Consider the following 25,215-nt stretch of genomic DNA (forward strand, 5'->3'; position numbering starts at 1 on the left):
CCTAACGGCTGTACCCGATTGTGGATATGCTAGGCAGTGAACCAATCCACTATGAATAACAACGCTGCGCCCACTTAGTCAGCCCCGCAGTCACCGAGCCGAAGTGGTCACCCACTACAATTTCTGCATCAGGATAAATACTGGCAATTTTATTGTAAATGGCGGGGCTGCGTGCAGTACCGCCAGTCACATAGATAATATCCACTTGCTTAAAATCTTGGTTAGCCTTTGCCTGCTCAACCGCTTGGCGCATTAAGCTGTCGACTTTATTAAGCGAATCATCAATAGCTTGAGTAAATAAATCAAAACTGACAGTTGGGGTTAAATCCGCTTCAACCATGGTTAAATCTGCTTGGGCGACATCGGTATCCGATAAATTAATCTTAGCAAGCTCGGCTTGACGCACTAGCTGGTAGCTAAGCTGATCGCGCTGCACTTTTTGCAGCCTTTTAATCAAAGCAGGCTCAGCAGCATCTTTGATTAAATCATCAATCAACTTTTTGGTACTCAAACTACTAAAGTCGCGCTGGGCACTAATGTCATTCACCGCAACCGCATTCCAAAAAACCTGATTCGGTAACGGCTTACCGGTTTTAAGCAAACTCCCGTCGCCAAAATGCGGCATAAAGCCTTGTTTTGCTAGCGCAATATCTAAATCGTTACCACCGATACGTTGGCCACTATGGCCATAAAAGTCTTGTTGCCTGTCATCTTTTGCTGCAAGCTTTGGCCCCATGCGTACTACAGAGCAGTCAGTTGTACCACCGCCAACATCCACCACTAACACGGTTTTATCTTGTACAAGCTGCCCTTCGTAATCCATACCTGCAGCTAAAGGTTCAAACAAGAAGCTAACTTCAGTGAAGCCTGCTCGTTTAGCCGCTGTGGTTAAGATGGCTTCTGCTTGCTTGTTAGATTGCTCCCCGCCAATACCTTGAAAGTTAACGGGTCTGCCAATGACGGCATGACTGGCGACACCTAGCCCTTTATCATTAAGCAGTTTATCTACGCGCTGCTTAACATATTGCATCATCAGGGTGACGATATCTTCAAACAAGGCGACTTGTTCATCTCGCAACCCCGTTGCACCAAGAAACGATTTTGGTGAACGGACATAAAACCCTTCTTCGGGCATATCAAGATAGTGTGCTTGAGCTTCTTTGCCGACAAACACGGCAGGCTCAGTTGGCGTTAGGTCTAATTCATGGCGAACGCGTTTAGCATGAGCAAGTTGAGATGAGCGCAACTGCGCGAAACTCGCTTGTTCGGTTGCTGGTAGATTTTGATATACAGCCTGCGCGATAAGATCGCGATCGTAGGCATACAGCGTCGATGGCATATAATTGGAGTTATCCAACAGAGGTAAAAGCTCCACCTTGCCCTCATTAATCATCCCCACCGAGCAATTGGCACTGCCATAGTCGAACCCAACAAACATAACTGCCCCTCAAGCGCCCTAGCGCACACTAACAAAAAGCCGTCAAATTTAGCACGCGGTGAATTACAACTAAAGCACAAACACGGGCATGCACACTAACAGTCGATAAAAGCAGCGTTTGTGGTGATAACTAAATGAAAAACGAATTTAGCGAGAATAAAACACTGGTTTTAGCTCAATAGCAGCGAAGTGACAACGCTCACAAACCCGACTTAATACCGAGTTGCAAAGGCTAATTTAATAAATCTGTCATATACTAAATTTACAATAGAAAGGATGTTGCTACTGCTGATAAATACTTTCGAAACAGCAGCTTACCTTTATTTCAAGCTCTACCTTTCCAACTATTCCTTATTGTTATTGGTGTATATGGAGTACCTAATGGCCGATGCGCAAACTCAGCTTTTCATTGAAAAAGAACTCTCTTGGCTTTCATTTAACGAACGAGTTCTGCAAGAAGCTTTCGACAAAGCGGTGCCTCTAATTGAACGTGTGCGCTTTTTAGGAATTTTTTCTAGCAACATGGATGAGTTTTTTCAGGTGAGAGTCGCTGCGGTTAGGCGCTCTATCCTACTAACGGGCTTTGGCCGCAAACAGCAAAAGTGTTTGCAACTGATGAATAGTATTCAGCAAAAGGTCTTAAAGCTTCAAGAAAAGTTTGATCTTATCTATCAAGAGCTAATGAAAGAGCTAGCCCGCTGCAATATATTTTTAATTAACGAGTCGCAGCTGAGTGAATTCCACAGTGCTTGGTTAAGAAAATACTTTAACAATCAGCTAAAGCGTCACATTGCACCACATATTATTACTGATGAAAGCGATTTAGTGCAGCACCTCGTTGATGGCACCACCTATCTCGTCGCTAGCTTAAAAAAAGCCAACAAAGAAGAGTATGCTCTGGTTGAAGTTCCCAATAAAAGCGTGCCGAGATTCCTTGAGCTTCCATCTGAAAAAGGCACAAAGATTAAACACTTAATCTTGCTCGACAATATCATTCGCCACTGTATTGACGACCTGTTCACACCATTTTTTGATTATGACAGCATCGAAGTCTTCTCAATGAAAATGACCCGAGACGCAGAATATGATGTGAGTAACGAGCTAGAGAAGACGACTCTTGAGCAAATGACCATGGGGATTAAAAAGCGTCTTAACGCTCAGCCTGTGCGCCTAGTATACGACCGCAATATGCCGCAGCACATGCTCAATATGCTCAAAGCACACCTAAATATCAGTTCAACCGAAACTGAGTGCCTTATTCCAGGTGGTCGCTACCATAGCTTTCGTGATTTTATGGACTTCCCAAATCCGGGACGCAAAAAACTGGTTAACGAAAAGCTTCATGCCATCGACTCACAACAGTTTCTTGCTTTTGACAACAGCTTCGAAGCCATTAGGCATAAAGACATTATGCTTAATTACCCATACCACAAGTTCTCACATTTTACCGAGCTAGTAAGACAAGCAGCTTATGATCCAGCTGTTAGCGCCATTCGCATCAACCTGTATCGTGTCGCGAAAAAGAGTCATATCATGCAGTCGTTAATTGACGGGGTTAAAAATGGTAAACGTGTCACCGCAGTAATTGAGCTACGCGCGCGCTTCGATGAAGAGTCGAACATTAACTGGACCCGCCGTCTCGCAGAAGCTGGCGTCAATGTTCACCATGGTATACCAAGCCTAAAAATTCATTCCAAACTGTGCCTGATCACCCGTAAAGAACACGGTAAAAACCAGTACTACTGTCATGTCGGTTCGGGCAACTTCAACGAAGGTACTGCGCGTTTTTACACCGACTTTTCATTATTCACCGCGAACCAAGAGATCGCCAAAGAGGTTAAGCAGGTGTTTGATTTAATTGAGCACCCTTATCGAAAAGACGATTTTAAACACCTAATTGTCTCGCCATACAACTCACGAGGTAAATTGCTGTCGCTCATCGATAATGAAATCACGCTAGCGAAACAAAAGCGTAAAGCGCATATTCAGCTCAAACTTAATAACCTTGTTGATAAACAGCTTATCGATAAACTGTATGAGGCCTCTCAAGCTGGCGTACAAATCCAGCTGCTTATTCGAGGTATGTGCAGTTTGGTTCCACAAATTCCTGGCATTAGTGACAACATCAAGGTAGTGAGCATTATCGACCGTTACCTTGAGCACTCTCGGGTAATGTACTTCCATGCCAATGGTGAGCAAAAGCTATTTATCGGATCAGCAGACTGGATGTCACGTAATATCGATGAGCGGGTTGAAGTATTCACGCCAGTTTATGACGAGCAATTAAAAACCATGATCTGCGACATCGTCGACTTGCAATTTAGAGACAACACCAAAGCGCGGATCATCAATTTACAACAAGATAATCGTTATCAACCGCGGGGAAACAAGCGTAAATTACGCAGCCAAATTGCGATTCATGACTATCTGTTAAACCATGAAAAACAGGTAAAAAAGCAACTTGAGATAAAATCCGATACAATCGATGTACCTACACAGCCACGTGAAGCTTAGGGTAAATTAACCGGATGTCAGATACCTCACAACATTTTGTCGCTATCGATATGGGCTCAAACAGCTTTCATTTAGTGATCGCGCGCGAGCAAGACGGTCTTTTGCAAATTTTGCACAAAGAAAAGCGTCAGGTTCAACTTGCTAAGTTTTTAGATAGCCAAAGCTTACTAGCTGAAGAGGCTATCAAAAATGGAGTGCAATGCCTAAAGGAGTTCAGCCAACGCTTTTCTGAGCTTGCAAAAACACGTGTAAAATTAGTTGCCACTCATACCCTTAGGGTGGCTAAAAATCGCCAAGTATTTATTAAGGCCGCCCGTAAAGCATTGGATTACCCAATTGATGTCGTATCTGGGCACGAAGAAGCGCGACTTATTTACAACGGCATTGCCCACAGTCAGGTACTACAGAGCCGTAATATCGTAATTGATATTGGTGGCGGTTCAACTGAAGTCATTTTAGGAAGCGAGCAAAAAGCAACCCACCTTGCCAGCTTAAAATGTGGCTGTGTCAGCTACAACAAACGCTTTTTTACTACTGGTGCAATCACCAAGGAAGCATTTAAACAAGCGGTCAAAGCAGCGGACAAACAATTTTCCAACTTAGGACCGGTGTACTTTAATCAAGACTGGTCTTTGGTTTTAGGCAGCTCTGGCACAGCTAAAGCGATTAGCAGTGCCATCAATGATATCGTTGATAACCCTGACGGTATTACCTACCACAACCTTAAAGCACTCAAAGCTTACCTAATCGAATGCGGCCATATTAATGCCCTAAACCTGCCCTCGTTAGATGACAAACGCCTGCCATTAATCGCGGCAGGCCTGGCCATTATGATTGGCTTTTTCCGTCGTTTGAATATTCAACAGCTACAAGTCGCAAAAGGTGCGCTGCGCGAAGGCGTATTGTATGAACTGGCTAGAATTGAACATCAAGATGATATTCGCCAGCGAACGATCACCAGTTTATCTCAGCTGTACCACACAGATACCGCTCAGGCTCGTCAGGTGCAAGACACCGCTCTGGCGCTATTTGAACAAATCTGTGTCAAGTGGCAACTTAGTGATTATCACTGGATGTTAAGTGGTGCTTGTCAATTGCATGAGATAGGTATTTCAATTAATTCAAAGTCTCATCACAAGCATGGCCGTTACATTCTTGATAACGCCGATCTCCCTGGCTTTAACCAGCAACAACAACAAATGTTAGCTTTGCTCGTTGGGTGTCATCGTAAAAAAATAGACTATTCAGCCCTAATCTTTGGTGATAATCAGCAGCGATTAATATTTACCCGTTTACTGACCATACTGCGCCTTGCAGTATTGTTGAACCTTGGTCGTTCACCCGATAAAGACTATGCAGTAAAACTCAATGCATCTGCCAATGAGCTAAGTTTTAAATTTACCAAAGAGCATAACAAGCAAGACCAGTTGCTAATGCAAGACTTAATGAGCGAACAGCAAAAATTAGCGCCACTTGGCGTCCACTTACTGCTATAAGTACCTACTGCTATAAGCACTTGCTTCTATAAGCACTTGCTTCTATAAACGTTTGGTACAAAAACGGCGCAGCCTTAATTGGGTGCGCCATTATTAGTTTTCTGGCTACTTTTCAGCTTGAGCTTGTTTCTGCTCAGCTTTTTGCTGACGTCTATTCTTGATAACCTGACCCACATCACTACCAATATGGCTCTCACCGCGGGCTTTTGCTAGCTGCACCTGGCGCTCGCGCTCCATAAAGCGCTGACGCTGCTTATCGGATAGTTTGTCGATACAGTGCGGGCAACTTACCCCTTGTACATAATGCTCTGATCGCTTGTCTTGTTCAGTAATTGGTAAACGGCAAGCATTACATTGATCGTATTGACCCTTTTCTAACTGATGATTTACTGCCACTCGATTATCAAATACAAAACACTCTCCCTGCCACATGCTTTGTTCAGGCTCGACTTCTTCAAGATACTTTAAAATGCCACCTTCTAAGTGATACACCTCATCAAAGCCCTGCTCCTTCATATAAGCTGTTGATTTTTCGCAGCGAATGCCACCAGTGCAGAACATGGCGACTTTTTTATGTTTAGCAGGATCTAGGTTTTGTTTCACATAGTCTGGAAACTCACGGAAGGTTTCGGTGTTTGGGTTAACCGCGTTCTCAAAGGTACCAATTTCGACTTCATAATCGTTGCGAGTATCAACAAGCAGTACATCAGGATCAGAAATAAGCTTGTTCCAATCTTTTGGCTTTACGTAGGTGCCAACCACTTTACGTGGATCGATACCCTCTACACCCATGGTCACAATTTCTTTTTTAAGTTTTACTTTAGTGCGGTAAAACGGCATTTCATCATCGAATGACAGTTTGTAAACAATGTCTTTTAGCCCTTGCTGCGCATCTAACCAGGCAAGTAAGCCATCAATTGCTTGCTGCGTGCCCGCAACCGTACCATTAATGCCCTCTTGAGCCAGTAGCAAAGTGCCCTTTACATCCAGCGCTTGCATTGTTGACAGCAAAGGCTGCTGTAAAGATTGATACTCAGGTAATTCGACAAACTTATATAACGCGCAAACAACAACTTGTGACATGATTTTCTCCGCTCGCTGAGGCTTAATCCCCAGTGCAAAACAACTAAATGTGACTAATTCTACAAAACTAACGCTTTAAAAATTGATCTAGATCAATTTTGCGCGCAGAATTCTAACCGAATCTAGTTCACATAGCTATCAAACGATTAACAATCAGTAGTATCAAATATGTCACCACACACATCACAAGCTGTTTTATATACCTTTAGACGCTGCCCTTACGCCATGCGTGGACGCATTGGCCTGCATTTATCATCACTTAACCCGCAAATTAGAGAGATTATTCTTAAGCACAAACCGCAAGAAATGCTCGCCATTTCGCCTAAAGGCACAGTACCGGTACTTTGTTTAGATGAAGCTCAAGCCAAAGCTGCATTAAGTGAGCGCGGTGAGTCAGCACTGATTATTGATGAGAGTTTAGATATTTTTACCTATGCACTCACTAAGCACCCAAGCACAGAGCAAAGCTATTTAGATAAAGATGATTACCAGTTATTGCTGCAAAGCCTAAATTGGGATGAGGCTAAAACGTTAATAAGCCAAAATGATGGTGATTTTAAGCAAAATCTTGATAGGTACAAATACGCTGATCGCTACCCTGAGTTTACTGAGCAAGACTACCGTGACAGAGGATGTGAGTTCATCGCCAAACTTGAACAAAGACTTGAAGTCAACACGCATCTATTTGCAAATAGCCCAACCTTTGCAGATTTTGCCATCTTCCCGTTTGTGCGCCAATTTGCCCATGTCGACAAAAAGTGGTTTGAGTCTGCGCCTTACCCCAAAGTGAGAAACTGGTTAACAACGCATCTTGAATCTGAGCTATTTGCCGATGTGATGCGCAAATATCCACTATGGCTAGACGATAAAGATCATTTTATCGCTTTACAAAGCTCCTAGAGAACATTGCTCCTAGAAAAGATAGTTCATAGAGTCCCCTTTAACTGGGCAACTACATGATAGATAACGGTTGAATGGGGAAAATGCACTTTGATGGCGCAAAAGAACGTTAAGGCTTACTAGAATCTTAGTTGATGGCAATTTGTGCTGATGTTTAGTTGATAAAAGCTAAATACGCCCTAATTCCTTGCGCCACAGTGCTCGTCGCTGAATTTGATTAAGCTCCATGACCCCGCCATAAAAAGCACTAAAAAAACTTAGCGGGATCATAGCAAGATTTAACGCATCTAATTCTATCTGTCCTAGCGCTGCTAAACTTAACGTAAGTACAGCATGACTGACTAATGCAGCAATAGCAGGGATCAACGCCAGCTTTCGCTCAAACACCTTGCCAAATTGCGCCGACAAATGGCCGATAAACCAGGCGCTAATAAAGAATAGCCAAACAAACTTCAGACCAGCACTGACAATCAACATAAACACAATCATCAACAACAGCGATGCAGTGATACTTGCCATTGCTGCCTTTTGCGCAGACTGCTGACTAACCAGATGCTCATAAGCCATCTTAGCTTGCTGATCTAAATACTTTTCTTGTGCTTTAAGGTCTTTCTTTGCTCTTGGCATAACTTGGCTAATCTATTTTTATAACTTGTTGGTTTGTATATGACCCTAACAGCTGCTGAGCACGTATAAAAGCTATCGTTTAGATTTAGCGACATTTTCAATCAAGTTACAGCACTTAGTGCTGATTAAAATTTCAGTGAACAAATTGAAAAACGCCAAACCAAGCCATATACATAACTTATACACACAAAAACGCTAACCCTTAGCGGTAATTAGGACAATGTCATGCTTAATTTCTCATTCCACAACACCACTAAAATTCATTTTGGTGAAGGCCAGATCAGTGCAATTAGCAAAGAAATCCCAAAAGATGCACGGGTGCTTATGGTATACGGCGGCGGCTCAATCAAGAGTAACGGCGTATATGATCAAGTGGTTGAAGCGTTAACAAACCACACCTGGTTCGAATTTTCCGGCATCGAGCCAAACCCAAACTACGACACTCTGATGAAAGCACAGGCGATTATTGAAGCAGAAAACATTGATTACCTGCTTGCAGTAGGTGGTGGCTCAGTCGTTGATGGTGTGAAGTTTATCTCTGCGGCCGCTAAGTTTGAAGGTGAAGACCCATGGGATATCGTTGCCAAAGGCGCACCAGTAAAAGCCGCCATCTCAATTGGCGCAGTGTTGACCCTACCCGCAACTGGCTCAGAATCAAACAATGGCTCAGTAGTGACACGTGATGGTAATAAACTGCCATTTGGTAGCCCACTGGTACGCCCACAGTTTGCTGTACTTGATCCAAAAGTCACTTTGTCGTTATCAGAGCGCCAGGTGGCAAACGGTGTCGTAGATGCATTCGTGCACATTATGGAGCAATACCTCACGTACGATGTTAATGGCAAAGTACAAGATAGATTCAGTGAAGGTCTACTGCTGACATTAATTGAAGAAGGCCCGAAAGCACTGGCGAGCGAGACTAAAGATGACTTAGAAGTGCGCGCTAATATTATGTGGTCAGCGACGATGGCACTAAATGGGTTAATCGGCGCAGGTGTACCGCAAGATTGGGCAACTCACATGATTGGTCACGAGTTAACGGCAAGCCATGGTATTGACCATGCGCGTACGCTTTCTATTGTATTACCTGCAGTGATGAAAGTTCGCCGCGAGCAAAAACGTGGCAAGCTAGTGCAATATGCTGAGCGTGTATGGAACATCACAGAAGGCAGTGACGATTTAAAAATTGATGCTGCCATCGCCGCAACCGAAAACTTCTTCAAGCAAATGCAAGTACCAACGCGTATCTCAGATGAGGGTATTGAGCAAAGCTATATCGATACCTGGGTTAATGCACTTGAAACTCACGGCATGACCAAGCTTGGCGAGCGCGGAGAAGTGACGCTAGAAGTAAGTAAGCAAATCCTTGAAACAGCTTACTAGCCACAAAAGCAATCGATAGTAAACAGAGCCGCTAATACCAAGTGCCAGTGACAATCCATCACTGGCACTTTTTACATCCACTACAATAATCAAGCCCAGCATTTCAAACTATCCGTCAACTAGCCCGTCTGCAGCAAAATAACCATTACAACAACTCAAATTTACGTTCTCATCACAAACAGCTGAAATTTAAGTTAATTTACGCTTTTAGCACTATTTATAACTTAACTCATATGCTCCAATAGGCTTAATACTTTTAACTTGTAGATTAACGAAGCAACCTCACCCATTTGGCGTATTTTCAATCGTGAGCGAGCAAGTTATCTATAAAGAGATACACTTATAAAAGCATAACGCGAAGATAAGTTGCCATAAAAATGGCCACAAACCCTATACACGATTAGATATGAATCGCGACAATAGCTGCCCACGTCAAGCAATGATTGCTTAGGAACCGACATGAATAATATGGACATTATGTTACTCGTATTGATAGCACTGCTTATCATACTGCACATACACTTTTGCTACCGCGCGCTCACCTCGCACGCTAAAATTGATGCCTATAAACGCTATATTTGGGGCGTTCTCAGCCTGTTCATGGGTCCACTAGGGTACTATCTATACCAAAATCAATTGCCATTGGATTTTGATGACTGATTTAGGCAGCTGGCTTTAATAACAAGTTCCAGTTACTGAAGTGGATAATGTTGAGGATAATGAAGTAGTACCTGCTGGCGTTGCTGTTTTAGTTGCTAGAGGCCAAAATTGTTCACCTATATCAAAAGGCTTAACCCTGGGGTAAGCCTTTTTTGCTTTACATCACTTTCGTCCGTTACAAATGACGCACAAACTCCCGACCTGATTTCTGTGGCTTGATATTTGCGCTGGTGACAGGCGTGCCGATATACAAAAAGCCAATGACTTGATCGGTGTCAGCAATACCCAAACCTTTGTTAACACTTGGATTGAAAGCAAAATCACCAGTACGCCAAATGGCTCCTAATCCTAAGGCAAACGCAGCTTGTTGCATCGCAAGAGTGGCACAACCAGCCGCTAAATGCTGCTCAAGCTCAGGTACTTTCGGATGAGATTGAATTTTCGATACCACAGTGATCACCATTGGTGCGCGGTGAGGCATCTTGCTCGCCTTCTCAATAAAGGCTTGGTCAGCACCTTTATCGATTGCCGCTTGCGACAACACTGCACCTAGCTTATCGAGGCCTTCACCCTCGGCAATAATGAACTCCCATGGCGTTAATCCACAATGATCTGGCACCCGAATTGCCGCATCTAAAATAAAATCTAATTGCTCTTGAGTGGGTGCTGGAGCAGCAAGTCTAGGGGTAGATTGACGAGTTAATAGCAGTGTTTTTGCGTCCACGAATACATCCTTTTACTAAATAGCACCATACCTTAAACCTTTGAATTTAGCGTACTAAGGTTACAAGCAGAGCTATTTAAACTGTGCGATTAAAACTATAAGTTGAAGCCATCATAACAAATATCCCACCAAACTGGTGGGATATTTAATTCAATAGAATGACTAACCGCTAATTCAATTGCACCTGACTAGGCTAACCTGAGCTCGGGGTAATCAGTATTCCCGGAACTATTATTCTGGCTTTAAGTACTTGTTCGCTAGCAGGTGATCTACGCTGGTGTAACGACCACCACCAGTCATCAGCAAGGCTAACAGCATTACAAAATAGGTTATCGCAAACTCAATACCATTATTTAAAATCACAAAACTACCTGAGCTAGTTAGCCATTCGTAGTTACCGTGTTCTTGCAAAATCGACTTCGCCATTGCTAGTTTATCCCCTGCAGCAAGCACACTTTCATTCGCGAGCCACGAGCTGCTATCCGCTATCGCTAACCAACCGTTTTCCCAATGCACCGCAAATGCAGCCACCAACATGGTAAACATCATAGGGATCGCCACTACACGTGTTGCTAATCCAATCAACAATAAAATACCGCCAAAAAACTCAGTCCCCGCCGCCAGCGCGACCATCACTTCAGGCATTGGCAAGCCTAAGCCCCAATCAGGGTTACCAAACCAGGCAGCAGTATCTTCAAATGCGCTCAGTTTGGTGTAACCTGCTTGCATCAATACTGGCGCTAAATAAATTCGCAGCGCCAGCGGTGCTAGTCCATCAAAGTGACGCAGTTTATTGAGTATTGATTGGTATAAGTTCGCAAGTGCTTGCATGGTTTATCCTTAAAGTAAATTCAACGCGACACTTTGCTCAGCAAAGCGCTATAGGTCTGTTATTTACATCAGACCTAACCACAAGGTTTTTTATTACAAAACTTTTGTTTCAATTGAGTGCTTTAAGAGTAGTTCAAGTTAGCGCATAGCAATTAAAGTTAAGTATTGCTTAGCATAATCAAGGTATGTAAGGCTCTTATCGCTTTGGGTTTCGTCACGATGGATTTCATCAAGATGGCTTTCGTAAAGAGCCATATCAAACATCAATAACGCCCACATGACTGCAAATAGCCAAAATAGATTTACTGCGCTTTCAATGGCACTGACAGCATCATTTGTAAGATGTGATTGTGCGATTGTAGATGACAGATAATCGCTAATTAACTGCTGAGTAGCATGAGCATCTAAATCATGAGTAGCAATCACAGAGGCAAGGTCAAACAAAGGATGACTGGCAATAGCATATTCAAAATCAATGCATTGCAGTCGCGGCTGACCACAAACTGTGGTGTTAGGTAAAATGTTGTAAGGGTTTAAATCTAGGTGGCAATAACACGGTTTAATCAAGCTGGCATCCATTTGCGCGAGCCAGCCCTCAACCCGCGGCTGCATTTCTTTGAGTTGCTTAAATAGCGCTAGCCATTCAGTTGCTGATTTTGCCGCGTCATCTGTTTGAGATGCCGCCTCTAACCGAGCTTTTCTCGCCAAAAGCCTCTGCCAATAGTTTTGATATTGCTCTGATGTGGAAATGGCCTTACTTGGCAAAGGCAGACTATGAAGCTCAGTTAACATGCTCGCGAGTAACACTGCGGTGAAGCTCTTCTGCTCGCGTTCATCGGGTACAAACGTAGAAAAAATTTGCCTACAGCCACGCTCTGCATACAGGCTAGACCAATCGTTGATTGTATCTTCATCTAGATTTGAAGCTTGTTGCGGTACGATAAACTCGCTTAAATAAGTTTGATAGTCGGCAGCATGCCATAATAGCTTTGGCGCCAATTCTTGTGCATAGGCAAGCTGCCAGGTCTCAACTTCAAGCGCCCTATCACACCACTCACTAGTCTGACGGTTAATGCGCAGCACCTTATCGCCACCGATGCAGTGCAAGCGAAAATTGTCATTGCTCAACCCGTGGGACAAAGCCGACACCTGCTGACAGCTTTGCTCAAGTGACTCAACTAGCGCTGCGGGCATGGTTTGCACACACTTAAGCTGAGCGTGAGTAAGGTAAGGCTTGATAAGTTCAATGAACACTTAGCTCGCGCCTACGCTGTTGCTAAATTTGGGTTAATTGCGGTTTGAGCCAAGTAGCGTTTGCGCCACATAAAGTATCCGGCAACCGCCATAAACACATAACCGACAAATAATACTGTGGTTAGCATCAACCCTTTTTGGAAGTATAAATAAATACTGACTAGGTCGATGACTACCCAATAAATCCAGTTTTCCAGCACTTTTTTAGCCACTAGGTAAGTTGTCATCACCGCAAAGCAGGTTGTGGCAGCATCTAAATAAGCAAATGAAGCCTGGGTATAGGTTGCCATCAAATAACCTAGCAGCAAAGAAACAGCTCCAGTAATGGCAATAACTACCCCATGTTTGGCTAAAGACCAGGATTCGATCAAAGAGCCATCTTGCTTGTTGTCCGTGCTCGGCGTGCTATCAGCCTCCGTCTTTGGTTTTTGCGCCCAAAGCCAATAACCATAAACAGCCATCGCCATATAGTAAACGTTAAGCACCGACTCCATTAGCAAGGATACTTGCCAAAATAATACGGTATAAATCGCCGTGCTGATGAAGGCCGCGTGCCAACACCACTTACTCGTTTTCATTGCTAACGCCAGATAGGCAACCGCTAAAATCACCGCAATCAACTCCCACACGGTCATCACGCTGATTTCATTCGCAGCTTGTAATAAAGTATCTACCATCTCTTTTTCTTATTATTCGTTCATGGAATTGATGAGCATTTACTCGCTGTGACTTAGGTTTAATTCACCGCCAATAAACTTACATACAAATACTGCCTTGCCCCACTTTTCATGTGCAGCTTGCATTTCAACATTGAGCATTTGCATCACATCATCATAATTGCCACAAACTTGTGTCGCCATCGCATTAGTTACACGCTGAATATTGTCGTATTTATCAAGGCGCGAGATAAACCATTTGATTGGATCAATATAGTTTTCATTAAACGGATACATGCTGATTTCAACGGTCAGTTTCATCATTCTCTCCAGGCTTTTTCCAAACAAATGCGGCGGTATTACACCGCCGCACTAAACACTAAGTGATTATTAAACCTATCGCTTACATAAACTTATAGTCAAAGGTTACGCCAATTTGGCGCGGGTCGGCATAACGTATATATTGCTTATCAACCCAGCCTTGATCTGGCTCGTTACCGAAGAAGAAGCCACGCACGCCGTACTTCTCATCAGTTAGGTTGCGACCCCAAACATAAGCAGACCAGGTATCGGTTTCATAGCCCATGCGCGCATTAAAGATAGTGTAAGCTTCAGACTTAGAATCATTGCTATCAGAGTAGTAGAAATCACTCTTGCCGCTAGCATTAAGGTTGGCAAACCAACCTGCGTCGCTAAAGTACGTCATACCTAAGCTGTAGGTGTACTTTGGAGAATGCGCCAGATCGCGACCAGATAAATCGACCTCAGAGCCGTATTTGTCTTTGTACTTATAGTCACCATAGGTTGCATTCAGTAAACCTAAGCTACCGTATACTTCGATGTTGTCGCTGGCATACCACTTAGCATCAACCTCAGCACCATAGTTGTTTGAACTACCAGCATTTTCAGTAAATAGAATGAAGCGCTGTTGGTTTTCAGGGTCTTGCAATGAAGCTGATACCTGCTGATCACGTCTATCCATATAGAACAACGCGATATTGGTATCCACATTGCCATCTAACCAGCTAGATTTTAAGCCTAACTCATAGTTGTATAGGGTTTCAGCGGTGAACTCTTTTTTATCTGCCAGCTCAGGTGGCAAGGTCATGTTAAAGCCACCCGCTTTATAACCACGTGCGATACGTGCATAGGCGTTGTGATCAACATTGATTGCTTTCGATAGCGCGATATGACCGCCCCACATGTTCTCACTTGGATCAAAGTTATCGCCGTTGGTATCTTTATAATCACTTACGCGGCGCTCAATACGCAGACCTGTCGACAACAGGTAATCATTGCCTAACTGAGTATCAAACTGCATAAATGCTGCATAGTTAGTCGCATCGTATTCAGATACTAAGACTTCGTCTGGCCAGGTGTTGTACTCAGAATATAAGTCATTGTCTTCTTTAAGGTTCATTGCGTATAAACCCACTAACCAATCTGTGGTGCCGTTCCAAATACGACCAGATTCAGTTGAGGTAAAACGAAACTCTTGAGTGATAGTCTGACGATTAGCTTTCTTATCCCAGGTGTAATCGTATTGGCATGCTTCACCTTCGCAATCTTTACCGCCCCAGTAGTCAGGGTTAGCCCAGTCACCGTCGTACATGTGGCGATGGTCAGTCTTCGCGAATGACGTTAATGAGGTTAACTCAAAGCCCTCACCGCCAGAGTAAATAAACTTAAGGCCAGCACCAGTGGTTTTTTGATTATCCACACCAGGTTGATCAGTTAAGGTATTAAAGCCATTGTTATCAAGCGTCCACACGTCATAGCCATTGTCAAAGTTGGCGTGCATTAAGGTGAGATCAGCTTGAAGATCGTCTGTCATATACCAACGCAATTTTGCGCGTGCAGTTAACTCATCACGCTTGTTGGTGTCATCACGCCCTAAATATTCGTTGGTTCTAAAACCATTTTGGTCATGCTTTTCAAGCGCAACGCGGTATAGCACCTTGCCTGATTCAGTAATTGCGCCTGAGCTAAAGCCAGAAAAAGTACGTAGGTCATCATCACCTAAACTCACTTTTGCGCCATGCTCTGCATGCTCGGTCGGGTCATTACTTTTAAGATAAATAAGACCAGCCAGTGCGTTAGCACCGTATTGGGTACCTTGTGGGCCGCGCAGTACTTCAACCTGCTGCATGTCGTACATGCTCGACACCATACCTAGACCAGATAGGTCAATATCATCAACCACATAGCCTACAGATGAATTTGGCGCGCCTTGATATTGCTCTTGCTCACCCACACCACGAATTTGGAAATAACGCGGGCGCGAGCTACCACCAGACCAGTTAAAGTTGGCAATAGAATTCAATACATCTTCAAAGTGCTGCGCACCTTCATCTTTAATCTGTTGCTCACCAATCACAGTCACGCTTGATGGCATGCGCTCAATGTTAATTTGGTTAAAGTCAGCATTAACCACTATCACTTCCATCGCTTCATCAGCAGGAGCGACTTCAATTTGATCAGCATTGGCATGGAAACTCGCAATAATGGCTAGTGCGAGAGAAGATTTCTTTTTAAACGACATGAGGACCTCAAATTCCGATTTTGAGATCCGGCAAGCATAGTAAGGTCTGTGCAGGTAGATTTTGCGGCCTATTCCTACGCCGGTATGAGCCGGATCAGGTTCTAAGGGTTTGTTAAAAAAACATCTCAGTTAGTGCTGCAATAAAAACGTGCGATAAACGCAGCAACTAACACCCCTTGGCGGCGTCGATTATACCCAAAGCCCTGTGGCTTTACACTCAAATTAAAACAATTTACTCACTTATAAGCATGAATTTTAACCAAGTTGACCTGCAGCACAGATTGAGTGATTTACCTATTACAAAAACCTTGAAAATTCCATTAAAAAGCCAGCTAGTGTTAGCTGGCTTTATGGTCACGCTTGTTTGCAGGATTTCTCACACTCAAACTATTGGCTAAGAGAATTGAATAAGAGAATCGACCAAACGAAATAAACAAGTGACTTAGTTTGAAAACGCCTTACGCACATACACTTCAAAGCGCGTTGCATTAGCATTAGGCGCGACTGCGCTTACTTGCATTTGCTGCTTGCCGTGCAGTTTTAACGACTTCCAGCTTGTGGCTTCATCTTCAATGGTAAAACCGCTGGCATCGTACCAAGTAAACTTGTATTGCAAACGCAGGTCAGTAGCAACCTTGCTTGAAATGACCGCTGCGCCTTCCATAATATTTGAGGTCATTTTTGAGCGTAGATTACCAATGGCAACTTCACGGTTAAAAGTGGCGTTATCAACACGTACGTTTCCATCTGAACTGGCCGATAAACCCGAGGTATGATTTGCACACCCGGCAAACATAACCGCTGAGCCAACTAAGCCCAGCGCGATCAAAGCCGATTTTAATAGTTTCATGGGAACTCCTATTCTAATAAAAAGTGTGCTCGCGCCGTAGCAATTAACTGCTTGCGGTTAGACTGCCAACAATTAATGCTTACATTCGCCACGCGGCGACCTTGACGAGTAATTTTACATTCGGCAAAGGTATCTTGATGCAAGCCAGCGCGGAGGTAATCAATCGAAAAGTCGACAATTTTAGGCACTTTCTTAGCCGTCATAAACACCATTAGCTGCACAATGGCCGACATTTCCATAAAGCCTGCAATCACCCCGCCGTGAATCGCGGGCAAGATTGGGTTGCCGATATTGTCAGCTTTAGCCGGCAATTTAAACACCATTTCATCGCCAAAACGTTCTACCGAAATACCAATAAATTGCGAGTACGGCACTTTTTCTAACAGATAGGTGTAGTTATTGGTATCAATGGCGCGTTTAACCACATCTTGAAACTCAATTTGCTGATTTTGCTCAGCAAACTCTTTGGCTCTATTTGACGCATCTAATGCCACTTGCTCACAGTTATCACCAATTAATGACTGACGAAACTCATCGCTGATCATCTCTGGGCTAATACGCATAAATGAGCCAACAGCGTGAGCAATTGGGGCATCAATACTGTCTTGATAGGCTATCGCGCGCGTAAACGCCACGCTTGACGTTAAGCGATAACACTCAGCTAGCACAAACACCGACTTATTTGGCTCAGCTGGGCGCATATAGTCAACACGTAAATCAAGCGTGGGTGAAATCTCAAGCGACTTATACTTATCTAAAATCGCACACACCACCGCAGCGCCGCAGCCAGTATCGATTAAGGTTGTGATCACCCCGCCGTGAATAACGCCAGTATCAGGGTAGCCAATAATATCTTTGCTGTATGGCAGCTCAATCAACACGTGATGAGCACTGCCCTCTTTTACATCAAACCCAAGACGGCGACATTGCGCCAGTTGATTAACAAAGCGCTTAGCGACATCGGTTAACTCAAAAAACTCTGGGCTAACAATTTGCTTGTTCGTAGTTGAAGGATTAGTCATGACCAAGCATACGTCCTAATGGCTTACCACCCACAAGGTGCATATGAATATGGTAAACCTCTTGGCCACCATGCTTATTACAGTTCATGATCAAGCGGTAGCCGTCTTCGGCAATGCCAGCTTCGTCAGCAAGCTTTGCTGCTACAGTCATCATACGGCCTAAAGCCTTTTCATCTGATGCTTTCACATCATTGGCGGTAGGAATAAGGTGATTTGGAATAATCAAAATATGCGTTGGCGCTTGAGGTGCAATGTCACGAAAGGCGGTGACTAACTCGTCTTGATAAAGAATATCGGCAGGAATTTCGCGGCGGATAATCTTACTAAATATGGTTTCTTCGGCCATTTTTGCTTCCTCTATACAGTCGCTGACTTAAAAAAGAATATTGGTTTAGCCTAAGCCGTTATCTCGTTGCTATAGCTGCTTCATTGTTTAAGCATGAAAACAACTTCAGCCAAGCAGGCTTATCTTTCACCAAAAATAGGAAATAAAGCCAATTCTATCAAGCCTTAGGCTTCCGACTCTAGCGATATAATGTAAAAACAACCAATAACCGCTTAATCCTTGTCTAATTGCAGTGTTTTTGGCAGCATGAGCGCCAATATAAGAAATTTTTACCACGCAAAATGGACTCTCCCTATGCATTATCATATCCATGCGATTGACCCTAAAGCCCACTTATTTGCTGTTAGTTTTACCATCCCAAATGCGCTAGCAGAGCAAACGCTATCCTTGCCTGCCTGGCTTCCTGGCAGCTATATGATCCGCGATTTTGCTAAAAACATCATTGGCATTAAGGCATTTGATGAGTCAGACAAGCACATCGCCATTAGTCAGCAAGACAAGCAAACCTGGCAACTACACAATCAAGCAGGTAGCGTGCGCGTCGAATATCAGGTTTACGCCTGGGATTTATCTGTACGTACTGCACACCTTGATACTAACCATGGTTTCTTTAACGGCAGCAGTGTTTTCCTAGCTGCAAATGGCTTAGAAGATAATGCTCATACCGTGACTATTGCGCCGCCAGCACTTAACGAACTAAGAGATTGGAAAGTCGCCACTAGCATGACGCGCACTCAAGGTGAGCAATTTGGTTTTGGTGAGTTTAGCGCTGACAACTACGATGATTTAATCGACCACCCTGTAGAAATGGGCGATTTAACCATTAGCACCTTTGAAGCAAACGGCGTACCTCACGATATTGTACTCAGCGGCAAGCACCGCGCATGTATGGCGCGTTTAGAGCAAGACTTAAAAGCTATATGTGAATATCAAATCAACTTTTTTGGCACGCCTGCGCCATTTAAGCGCTACGTATTTATGACTACAGTGCTGGATAAAGGCTTTGGCGGTCTAGAGCATAAAGCATCAACGGCGTTAATGTGCTCACGAAGCGATTTACCAGCAAGCATGGATAGCAAGGTCGATAGCGGTTATCGCACTTATTTGTCACTTTGCAGCCATGAGTACTTCCACAGCTGGAATGTTAAGCGCATTAAACCGGCTGAGTTTACCCCGTTTGACTTATCAAAAGAGTCGTACACCAAACAGCTTTGGGCATACGAGGGCATCACTTCTTACTTTGATGACTTTATTACCTACCGCAGCGGCCGAGTTAACCAAAGCCAATACTTGGATATGCTGAGCGAGTTAATGACCCGAGTTTATCGTGGTGAAGGACGCTTTATCCAAACCCTAAACGACTCAAGCTTTAACACCTGGACGACCTTCTACCAGCAAAAAGAAAACGCTGCCAATGCCATTGTTAGCTATTACACCAAAGGCGCAATGTTCGCTCTAATGCTGGATTTAACCCTGCGCCTTGAGTCAAACGGTAAATACTCGCTCGATGATGTTATGCGCGAGCTATGGCAGCAACATGGTTTAACTGGTATCGGCACGCAAGACAACACTCACCAACAAATCATTGAGCGTTTGCTTAATCGCGATTGCTCTGAATTATTTGCATGGCTTGATTCAACCGAGGATTTACCACTTAGCGAGTTACTTGAACAAGTTGGCGTTGAGCTAGTGCTGCGTGCTAGCGAAGGTAGCAGTGATGTTGGCGGCGGTAAAGCAGACAAAGGTAACAAGATAGCCTTTGGTGCTAAGTTTGCTCCGCAAGCTATGGGGATCAAAATCAACACCGTTGCCCACAACAGCCCTGCCCACCTAGCTGGCTTAAGCGCCGGCGATGTACTAATTGCCGCTGATGGTTTGCAAGTCAACGGCGAGTTTGAAAAGCAACTGCAAGATTACACCGCTGGCAGCGAGCTTGAGCTACATTGGTTCCGCCGCGATCAACTGATGCAAGGCACTATGGTATTAACCGAATCGGTGAAAGATACCGTAAGCCTAGTCATTAAAGACGATAGCAAAGCTGAGCTGTGGTTGGGTAAGGCTTAAATTATTTTTGGCGGTCAACTCAGTTTAGCCGCCCTCTCCTATGGAAAAAAGCTAATAACTAAGGAATGTTATGAACTGTACAAGTTGTAAAAATGGCGCGCTATTTCCAAGCTTTATCGATGGACAATTTAGAACTCATACTTGCTCAAACTGTGGCGGCAACTGGATATTGATTGAAGACTATATCGCTTGGAAAGAGCAAAACCCTGACTATCAATTTTCAGATAACATCAGCTTTGAAGACTCTGATGCTACAGACAGCAAACAAGCACTGTTTTGCCCTAAATCTGGCGCAATTATGCGTAAATTCAAGATTTCAGCGGGTAACGAGCATCGTCTAGACTATAGTGCAGCTGTTGGCGGGATCTGGTTAGATAAAGGCGAATGGGAACTACTAAAAAGCGAAGGGTTAGCTGGCAGCCTAAACTCAGTGGTCACTCAAAGCTGGCAACGTAATATTCGTCAGCAAACTACAAAACAAAGCTTAACCGAGCTTTATCAAACTAAGTTTGGCGATGAGGGCTACAGCAAAGTTAAACAAATGCGCGAGTGGTTAAGCGCTCAAGAAAATAAAGCCGACTTACGTGCTTATTTGCTGGCTGACGACCCGTATTCAGCAGAAAGATAGCAATTCATCCTTTCATAATCATAAACACTAAAAAGCCACTCTGATTAAATCAGAGCGGCTTTTTTATTTATAACTCTTTAAAGCTTAGGCTTAGAACAAGTTCTCAGGCATAGACATAATCGCGCTATCGCCTTGGTTCACTTGCGCTAGGTGGTAGTCTGCTTTTGCAAGTAGCTTATCCATATAGAAGCGCGCAACAAACGCTTTTTGCGCTTTAAAGTCACTATCTTCATGGTTGGCTGCTTTATCTGCCATCAACAGTGAGTAGAAGCCATAAAGGGTGTAACCAAAGGCATCTAAGAAGTCGACTGCACTAGCATTGATTAACGCAGGTTGGGCAACCTTGTTATCGTTAATAAATGCAGCGGTTTGTACAATCTGCTCAAATCTATCTAGCACAGCTTCTTTGTCAGCGTCATCAATATGACTTAAGCCAGCTAAATCTTCGCGCACATCTGCAACAAACTCTTTAAGCGTAGCGAGGTTGTCGCCAGTCACCTTACGACCTAGGAAGTCAATCGCCTGAATACCGTTAGTGCCTTCGTAAATTTGTGCGATACGGGTGTCACGTACCAGTTGCTCGATACCCGTTTCACGAATGTAACCATGACCACCGAATACTTGCTGCGCCATGATGGTGGCATCTAAACCGCGATCGGATAAGAATGCTTTCGCAACTGGCGTCATTAAGCCAACGTAACGCGCTGCTTTTGATTTTGCTTCATCGCTGCCATATTTGGCTAAATCTAATTGCTTGCCGGTAAATACTGACAGCGCGCGACCTGCATCGGTTAATGCGCGAATGGTAAGTAGCATACGGCGCACATCGCCGTGAACAATAATTGGGTCGCTGTCAGCACCTGTTGGAGAGCCACCAGCCGCTAAACCTTGCATGCGCTCTTTGGCATACTCGGCCGCCATTTGGTAAGCCGCTTGTGAGCTACCTAAACCTTGAATACCAATCGCTAGGCGTTCGTAGTTCATCATAGTGAACATACACACTAGGCCGCGATTTGGCTTGCCAACTAAATAGCCTTTGGCATTGTCAAAGTTCATCACACAAGTGGCTGACGCCTTCAAACCCATTTTGTGCTCGATTGAACCAACCGAAACGCCGTTCGCCTCACCTAGGCTACCGTCTTCATTCACGTTGATTTTTGGCACAAGGAATAATGAAATACCATTAGTGTCAGGCAGTTTTGCCAGAACCAAGTGAATCACGTTTTCAGTTAAGTCGTGGTCACCACCAGTAATAAAGATTTTAGTGCCAGAAATAGCATAGCTGCCGTCATCGTTTGGTACCGCTTTAGTGCGAATGGTGCGAAGGTCAGAGCCTGATTGCGGCTCTGTCATATCCATTGCGCCCGCCCATTGACCTGAATATAGGTTTGGCAGGTAAGTATTCTTTAGTTCATCTGTTGCGTGAGCATTGATTGCCAGCGCTGCGCCTGCGGTTAACGAGCCGTAAAGCGTAAATGAGTTACACGCGCTGTAGCTCATTTCATCAACCAGAACCCCAAGCATTTTCGGCATACCCATTCCGCCAAGTTCAGCATCACCACAAAGACCGACCCAACCGCCATCAGCAAATTCTTGGTAAGCCTCTTTAAAACCGTCTGGCGTGATCACTTTATCGCCCTCATGGCGTACGCCTTGTTCATCGCCACTTCTGTTTAAAGGGTGGATTAGATCACGGCTAATCTTGCTGGCTTCATCTAAGATAGCCATTGCCGTATCGGTATCGACCATCTCTGCAATATCCGGCATCGACTGCCAGGTTGATGTTGCGTCAAAAACGTCTTCGAGCAGGAACTGCATGTCTTTTAGCGGAGCTTGATACGGATTCATATTATTCTCTTAAACAGATGATTCAAACGAGTGTTTCAATTATTATCCAAAGCCGTTACAAAATACAAGCAATTTATCTCAATCTAACTAGAGTAAAGTCTCTAAAATCAAGCTTTGAGCGCACTACCTTGCTGACTTAGCTTTTATGCGCAATCTCGGTTGCTCAGCTGCAATCAATCCGACTCTAACCATGACATATCGCATCTTGATCCGTTAGACTATAGCCCTCTATACAGCACTAGCAGTTAACTTTAACGCTGCAAATTACAGACATCCCACATGACAGACACGCCACACTTAAGCTTTGAACAGGTCACCATCTTTGGTAATGCCAAAGGCGAAATTCAAGTACCCAATCAAGGAATTGCCATTACGTTTAACTCAACCCGCCGCGCAGAGCCAAACGTGATCAACATTTGTAATGGCCCATATGCTAAGTCTGATAAAAGCTTTGTGGTGAGTAACAGCCCAGATGATGAATGGTTAGAGCAGCAACTTGATACAGTAGCCAAACAAATTGAGCCGCAAATAGGCTGCTGGCCGTCAACAGGATTGGTAACGGTGATTTTAATGTCGTTATTGAGTAAACAGGTTAATGTGCAACGTATGGCTTTATTGCCAAGCCTAATGCGTGATGAAGATATGCCGAAAGCACAACATCTGCTGTGTGTGGTACATAATTGGTTAGGCGAAAGACGTATCGCTTTAGGACTTGTGCTAATCAACAAGCACATTCAATGGCCAGAGTTATTTTTATCGCCGTTAGTGACTAGTGAAGATAATGAAAAAGCACAGGCGCTAGATGAGCAAAACCTTGAAATAGCCAATCCATTTGAGCTGCTACATAAAATAAGCCGCAAAGCAGAAACACCAGCGGCGATGATTTACACCTTTCAAATTTCAATCTTTAAGCAGCTTGCCCAAATGAGCGACCACATTTGGCTGACTATGGCGTCAACCAAAGCACTAATTCAGGTTGAAGCTATCTTTGCTCATGAGCAAGCTGAAACCCAGCCAAGCCCCTGGTATCTCACCGACCCTAAGGTCAATCAATACCTAGATCCAATCCGCCATCACCTAGCTTATTGCCAACAGTTGATCGCGGTGGCGAGTGTTCAAGGGAAATAATTAGGTTTTTGTAAGATGACTGAAACAACAAAGCCCCAGCATTTCTGCTGGGGCTTTGTTTATAAATTCTGGCGGTGAGGGAGGGATTCGAACCCTCGATACCTTGCGGTATACACACTTTCCAGGCGTGCTCCTTCGGCCACTCGGACACCTCACCGTATGTCGACCTCTTTGAGATCTGGCGGGTACTTTACGCAAATGCCTGATTGTGGTCAAGTTAAAACGCCCTGCTCTGGCGCGTTTGCACATTTGCTAGGCATTTGAGTTAACTAACCTCGAACGTAAAGCCGATTACCAAGCATTAGCCAACAAAATCGGGAACAAGCCTTTGACTCCTGTGGCGATAATCTCGATACCTAGCGAGAACATTAGTAGGCCCATAATACGGGTAATCACGTTAATGCCTGTAGTACCAAGCAACTTGAAAATAACCGGCGCCATTCTAAACAGGCCCCAGCTTAAGCTACCGAAAATTATCACGGTAACAAACATCCCCATAATATTGGCAAACGAGTTATGCTCTGCAGCAAATACAATCACCGAGCTTAAGGCGCCTGGGCCTGCCATCAGTGGCAATGCAAGTGGCACAACAGCTACCGAGTCCATACCTGATGACTCGCGGTCTTCTTCTTTGTTGCGCTTAACTTCACTTATTTTACCTTGCAGCATCGACATCGCAATAATGCAGATAAGACTGCCACCAGCAATACGGAACGATGACAGCGAGATACTGAACATATTGAGAATATGCTGACCTATGGTGATGGTCACGATTAGGATCACCACTACCGCAAAGTTGGCTACCTTGTTGGTATGTTCGCGCTCAGCATCAGTCTGGTGACTGGTTAAGCTAACAAATACAGGTAATAGCCCTACTGGGTTGATAATTGCCACCAGCCCTAAAAAGAACTTGATAAACAACATGTAGTCCAATCTCGTATCCTCACTGTTAATTTACGTGATGTATATGGTACTTGCCCGGCCGAAAGCCTATAAAAAGCTAAGCTTGTCCAAGCCGTTTTGTAGAACAAAGATTAAGTCTAGTCGCTAAATACTTATTTCGACTGCTAAATATCTAGTACAACTGTTAAATTTCGGCGCTAATGTAGCGGATAAAGTGATTATCGCAAAATGAGAAATTTAGTAACCAAACATGATATTTGGATTAGTTTTTCTAAGTGAAAAGATCACAGTTTTAGCTCTATCAAAGACGAAGACAAA

General features: G+C 44.0%; 21 protein-coding genes, 1 tRNA gene and 1 riboswitch. Of the genes, 7 read left to right on the forward strand and 15 right to left on the reverse strand.

What is annotated here, in order from left to right; all coding sequences use genetic code 11:
- Positions 1–49 precede the first annotated feature (49 nt).
- Positions 50–1,438, reverse strand: coding sequence for a molecular chaperone (yegD, locus tag EXU30_RS01480; protein WP_130597491.1), 1,389 nt, complete (start codon positions 1,436–1,438; stop codon positions 50–52).
- Positions 1,439–1,819: 381 nt separating this feature from the next.
- Between yegD and ppk1 the strand changes: the two genes are divergently transcribed.
- Positions 1,820–3,952 carry a polyphosphate kinase 1 gene (gene ppk1 / locus EXU30_RS01485; protein WP_130597492.1) on the forward strand — a complete coding sequence of 711 codons (2,133 nt, stop codon included), beginning with the start codon at positions 1,820–1,822 and terminating at the stop codon, positions 3,950–3,952.
- Between the two features lie 14 nt (positions 3,953–3,966).
- Positions 3,967–5,448 (forward strand): Ppx/GppA phosphatase family protein, encoded by a 1,482-nt coding sequence (locus tag EXU30_RS01490; protein WP_130597493.1) that lies wholly within the window; start codon positions 3,967–3,969, stop codon positions 5,446–5,448.
- A 105-nt stretch (positions 5,449–5,553) separates the two neighbouring features.
- On the opposite strand, the gene trhO is transcribed toward EXU30_RS01490, so the two are convergent.
- On the reverse strand, positions 5,554–6,531 hold the full coding sequence (gene trhO, locus EXU30_RS01495) for an oxygen-dependent tRNA uridine(34) hydroxylase TrhO (protein ID WP_130597494.1): 978 nt from the start codon (positions 6,529–6,531) through the stop codon (positions 5,554–5,556).
- Between the two features lie 168 nt (positions 6,532–6,699).
- Between trhO and EXU30_RS01500 the strand changes: the two genes are divergently transcribed.
- The gene (locus EXU30_RS01500; protein ID WP_130597495.1) at positions 6,700–7,431 is read left to right on the forward strand and encodes a glutathione S-transferase; all 732 of its coding nucleotides are present in this window, start codon (positions 6,700–6,702) and stop codon (positions 7,429–7,431) included.
- A 168-nt stretch (positions 7,432–7,599) separates the two neighbouring features.
- On the opposite strand, the gene EXU30_RS01505 is transcribed toward EXU30_RS01500, so the two are convergent.
- The gene (locus tag EXU30_RS01505; RefSeq protein ID WP_130597496.1) at positions 7,600–8,058 is read right to left on the reverse strand and encodes a hypothetical protein; all 459 of its coding nucleotides are present in this window, start codon (positions 8,056–8,058) and stop codon (positions 7,600–7,602) included.
- A gap of 225 nt (positions 8,059–8,283) precedes the next feature.
- Between EXU30_RS01505 and EXU30_RS01510 the strand changes: the two genes are divergently transcribed.
- Positions 8,284–9,441, forward strand: a complete 1,158-nt coding sequence (locus tag EXU30_RS01510) for an iron-containing alcohol dehydrogenase (RefSeq protein WP_130597497.1) — start codon at positions 8,284–8,286, stop codon at positions 9,439–9,441.
- Positions 9,442–10,276: 835 nt separating this feature from the next.
- Here EXU30_RS01510 and EXU30_RS01520 read toward each other — a convergent pair.
- The 9 genes from EXU30_RS01520 to hinT form a co-directional block, all read right to left on the reverse strand.
- On the reverse strand, positions 10,277–10,825 hold the full coding sequence (locus EXU30_RS01520) for an NAD(P)H nitroreductase (protein ID WP_130597499.1): 549 nt from the start codon (positions 10,823–10,825) through the stop codon (positions 10,277–10,279).
- A 231-nt stretch (positions 10,826–11,056) separates the two neighbouring features.
- A complete protein-coding gene (locus EXU30_RS01525) occupies positions 11,057–11,656 on the reverse strand; it encodes an HvfX family Cu-binding RiPP maturation protein (RefSeq protein WP_130597500.1) in 600 nt (199 codons plus the stop codon).
- 138 nt (positions 11,657–11,794) lie between these two features.
- Positions 11,795–12,910 carry a phosphotransferase gene (locus EXU30_RS01530; protein ID WP_130597501.1) on the reverse strand — a complete coding sequence of 372 codons (1,116 nt, stop codon included), beginning with the start codon at positions 12,908–12,910 and terminating at the stop codon, positions 11,795–11,797.
- 11 nt (positions 12,911–12,921) lie between these two features.
- Positions 12,922–13,587, reverse strand: coding sequence for a nicotinamide riboside transporter PnuC (pnuC, locus tag EXU30_RS01535; RefSeq protein WP_130597502.1), 666 nt, complete (start codon positions 13,585–13,587; stop codon positions 12,922–12,924).
- A gap of 39 nt (positions 13,588–13,626) precedes the next feature.
- A complete protein-coding gene (locus EXU30_RS01540; protein ID WP_130603163.1) occupies positions 13,627–13,887 on the reverse strand; it encodes a YkoF family thiamine/hydroxymethylpyrimidine-binding protein in 261 nt (86 codons plus the stop codon).
- 82 nt (positions 13,888–13,969) lie between these two features.
- Positions 13,970–16,108, reverse strand: a complete 2,139-nt coding sequence (locus EXU30_RS01545; protein ID WP_130597503.1) for a TonB-dependent receptor — start codon at positions 16,106–16,108, stop codon at positions 13,970–13,972.
- Between the two features lie 53 nt (positions 16,109–16,161).
- A riboswitch (TPP riboswitch) is annotated at positions 16,162–16,295 on the reverse strand.
- A 255-nt stretch (positions 16,296–16,550) separates the two neighbouring features.
- On the reverse strand, positions 16,551–16,958 hold the full coding sequence (locus EXU30_RS01550) for a YcfL family putative periplasmic lipoprotein (RefSeq protein ID WP_130597504.1): 408 nt from the start codon (positions 16,956–16,958) through the stop codon (positions 16,551–16,553).
- An 8-nt stretch (positions 16,959–16,966) separates the two neighbouring features.
- Positions 16,967–17,980 carry a PaaI family thioesterase gene (locus EXU30_RS01555; protein ID WP_130597505.1) on the reverse strand — a complete coding sequence of 338 codons (1,014 nt, stop codon included), beginning with the start codon at positions 17,978–17,980 and terminating at the stop codon, positions 16,967–16,969.
- Positions 17,973–18,326 (reverse strand): purine nucleoside phosphoramidase, encoded by a 354-nt coding sequence (gene hinT / locus EXU30_RS01560; RefSeq protein WP_130597506.1) that lies wholly within the window; start codon positions 18,324–18,326, stop codon positions 17,973–17,975. The genes EXU30_RS01555 and hinT overlap by 8 nt, the downstream gene beginning before the upstream one ends.
- Positions 18,327–18,620: 294 nt before the next feature.
- On the opposite strand from hinT, the gene EXU30_RS01565 reads away from it, so the two are divergent.
- Together EXU30_RS01565 and EXU30_RS01570 are read left to right on the forward strand one after the other, a co-directional pair.
- Entirely contained in the window at positions 18,621–20,390 is a 1,770-nt protein-coding gene (locus tag EXU30_RS01565) for a M61 family metallopeptidase (RefSeq protein WP_130597507.1), read from the forward strand.
- Positions 20,391–20,460: 70 nt separating this feature from the next.
- Positions 20,461–21,018: a zf-TFIIB domain-containing protein gene (locus EXU30_RS01570; protein ID WP_130597508.1), complete on the forward strand. Its 558-nt coding sequence runs from the start codon at positions 20,461–20,463 to the stop codon at positions 21,016–21,018.
- Positions 21,019–21,108: 90 nt separating this feature from the next.
- On the opposite strand, the gene EXU30_RS01575 is transcribed toward EXU30_RS01570, so the two are convergent.
- Positions 21,109–22,866 carry an acyl-CoA dehydrogenase family protein gene (locus tag EXU30_RS01575; protein WP_130597509.1) on the reverse strand — a complete coding sequence of 586 codons (1,758 nt, stop codon included), beginning with the start codon at positions 22,864–22,866 and terminating at the stop codon, positions 21,109–21,111.
- A 279-nt stretch (positions 22,867–23,145) separates the two neighbouring features.
- Here EXU30_RS01575 and EXU30_RS01580 point away from each other — a divergent pair, with 279 nt between their 5' ends.
- Positions 23,146–23,994: a hypothetical protein gene (locus EXU30_RS01580; RefSeq protein ID WP_130597510.1), complete on the forward strand. Its 849-nt coding sequence runs from the start codon at positions 23,146–23,148 to the stop codon at positions 23,992–23,994.
- A 69-nt stretch (positions 23,995–24,063) separates the two neighbouring features.
- Here EXU30_RS01580 and EXU30_RS01585 read toward each other — a convergent pair.
- Positions 24,064–24,151 (reverse strand) — tRNA-Ser (locus tag EXU30_RS01585).
- A 134-nt stretch (positions 24,152–24,285) separates the two neighbouring features.
- Positions 24,286–24,918, reverse strand: a complete 633-nt coding sequence (locus tag EXU30_RS01590) for a YchE family NAAT transporter (protein ID WP_423213369.1) — start codon at positions 24,916–24,918, stop codon at positions 24,286–24,288.
- Positions 24,919–25,215: the final 297 nt, after the last annotated feature.

It is taken from the genome of Shewanella maritima (assembly GCF_004295345.1).
Taxonomy (GTDB): domain Bacteria; phylum Pseudomonadota; class Gammaproteobacteria; order Enterobacterales; family Shewanellaceae; genus Shewanella; species Shewanella maritima.

Coding starts and splice junctions, on each gene's coding strand:
- pnuC (WP_130597502.1), bottom strand. CDS start 13,587: ATGGTAGATACTTTATTACAAGCTGCGAATGAAATCAGCGTGATGACC.
- hinT (WP_130597506.1), bottom strand. CDS start 18,326: ATGGCCGAAGAAACCATATTTAGTAAGATTATCCGCCGCGAAATTCCT.
- EXU30_RS01565 (WP_130597507.1), top strand. CDS start 18,621: ATGCATTATCATATCCATGCGATTGACCCTAAAGCCCACTTATTTGCT.
- EXU30_RS01540 (WP_130603163.1), bottom strand. CDS start 13,887: ATGAAACTGACCGTTGAAATCAGCATGTATCCGTTTAATGAAAACTAT.
- EXU30_RS01525 (WP_130597500.1), bottom strand. CDS start 11,656: ATGCAAGCACTTGCGAACTTATACCAATCAATACTCAATAAACTGCGT.
- EXU30_RS01570 (WP_130597508.1), top strand. CDS start 20,461: ATGAACTGTACAAGTTGTAAAAATGGCGCGCTATTTCCAAGCTTTATC.
- EXU30_RS01580 (WP_130597510.1), top strand. CDS start 23,146: ATGACAGACACGCCACACTTAAGCTTTGAACAGGTCACCATCTTTGGT.
- ppk1 (WP_130597492.1), top strand. CDS start 1,820: ATGGCCGATGCGCAAACTCAGCTTTTCATTGAAAAAGAACTCTCTTGG.
- EXU30_RS01510 (WP_130597497.1), top strand. CDS start 8,284: ATGCTTAATTTCTCATTCCACAACACCACTAAAATTCATTTTGGTGAA.
- EXU30_RS01490 (WP_130597493.1), top strand. CDS start 3,967: ATGTCAGATACCTCACAACATTTTGTCGCTATCGATATGGGCTCAAAC.
- EXU30_RS01550 (WP_130597504.1), bottom strand. CDS start 16,958: ATGAAACTATTAAAATCGGCTTTGATCGCGCTGGGCTTAGTTGGCTCA.
- EXU30_RS01555 (WP_130597505.1), bottom strand. CDS start 17,980: ATGACTAATCCTTCAACTACGAACAAGCAAATTGTTAGCCCAGAGTTT.
- EXU30_RS01500 (WP_130597495.1), top strand. CDS start 6,700: ATGTCACCACACACATCACAAGCTGTTTTATATACCTTTAGACGCTGC.
- trhO (WP_130597494.1), bottom strand. CDS start 6,531: ATGTCACAAGTTGTTGTTTGCGCGTTATATAAGTTTGTCGAATTACCT.
- EXU30_RS01545 (WP_130597503.1), bottom strand. CDS start 16,108: ATGTCGTTTAAAAAGAAATCTTCTCTCGCACTAGCCATTATTGCGAGT.
- EXU30_RS01575 (WP_130597509.1), bottom strand. CDS start 22,866: ATGAATCCGTATCAAGCTCCGCTAAAAGACATGCAGTTCCTGCTCGAA.
- EXU30_RS01505 (WP_130597496.1), bottom strand. CDS start 8,058: ATGCCAAGAGCAAAGAAAGACCTTAAAGCACAAGAAAAGTATTTAGAT.
- EXU30_RS01590 (WP_423213369.1), bottom strand. CDS start 24,918: ATGTTGTTTATCAAGTTCTTTTTAGGGCTGGTGGCAATTATCAACCCA.
- yegD (WP_130597491.1), bottom strand. CDS start 1,438: ATGTTTGTTGGGTTCGACTATGGCAGTGCCAATTGCTCGGTGGGGATG.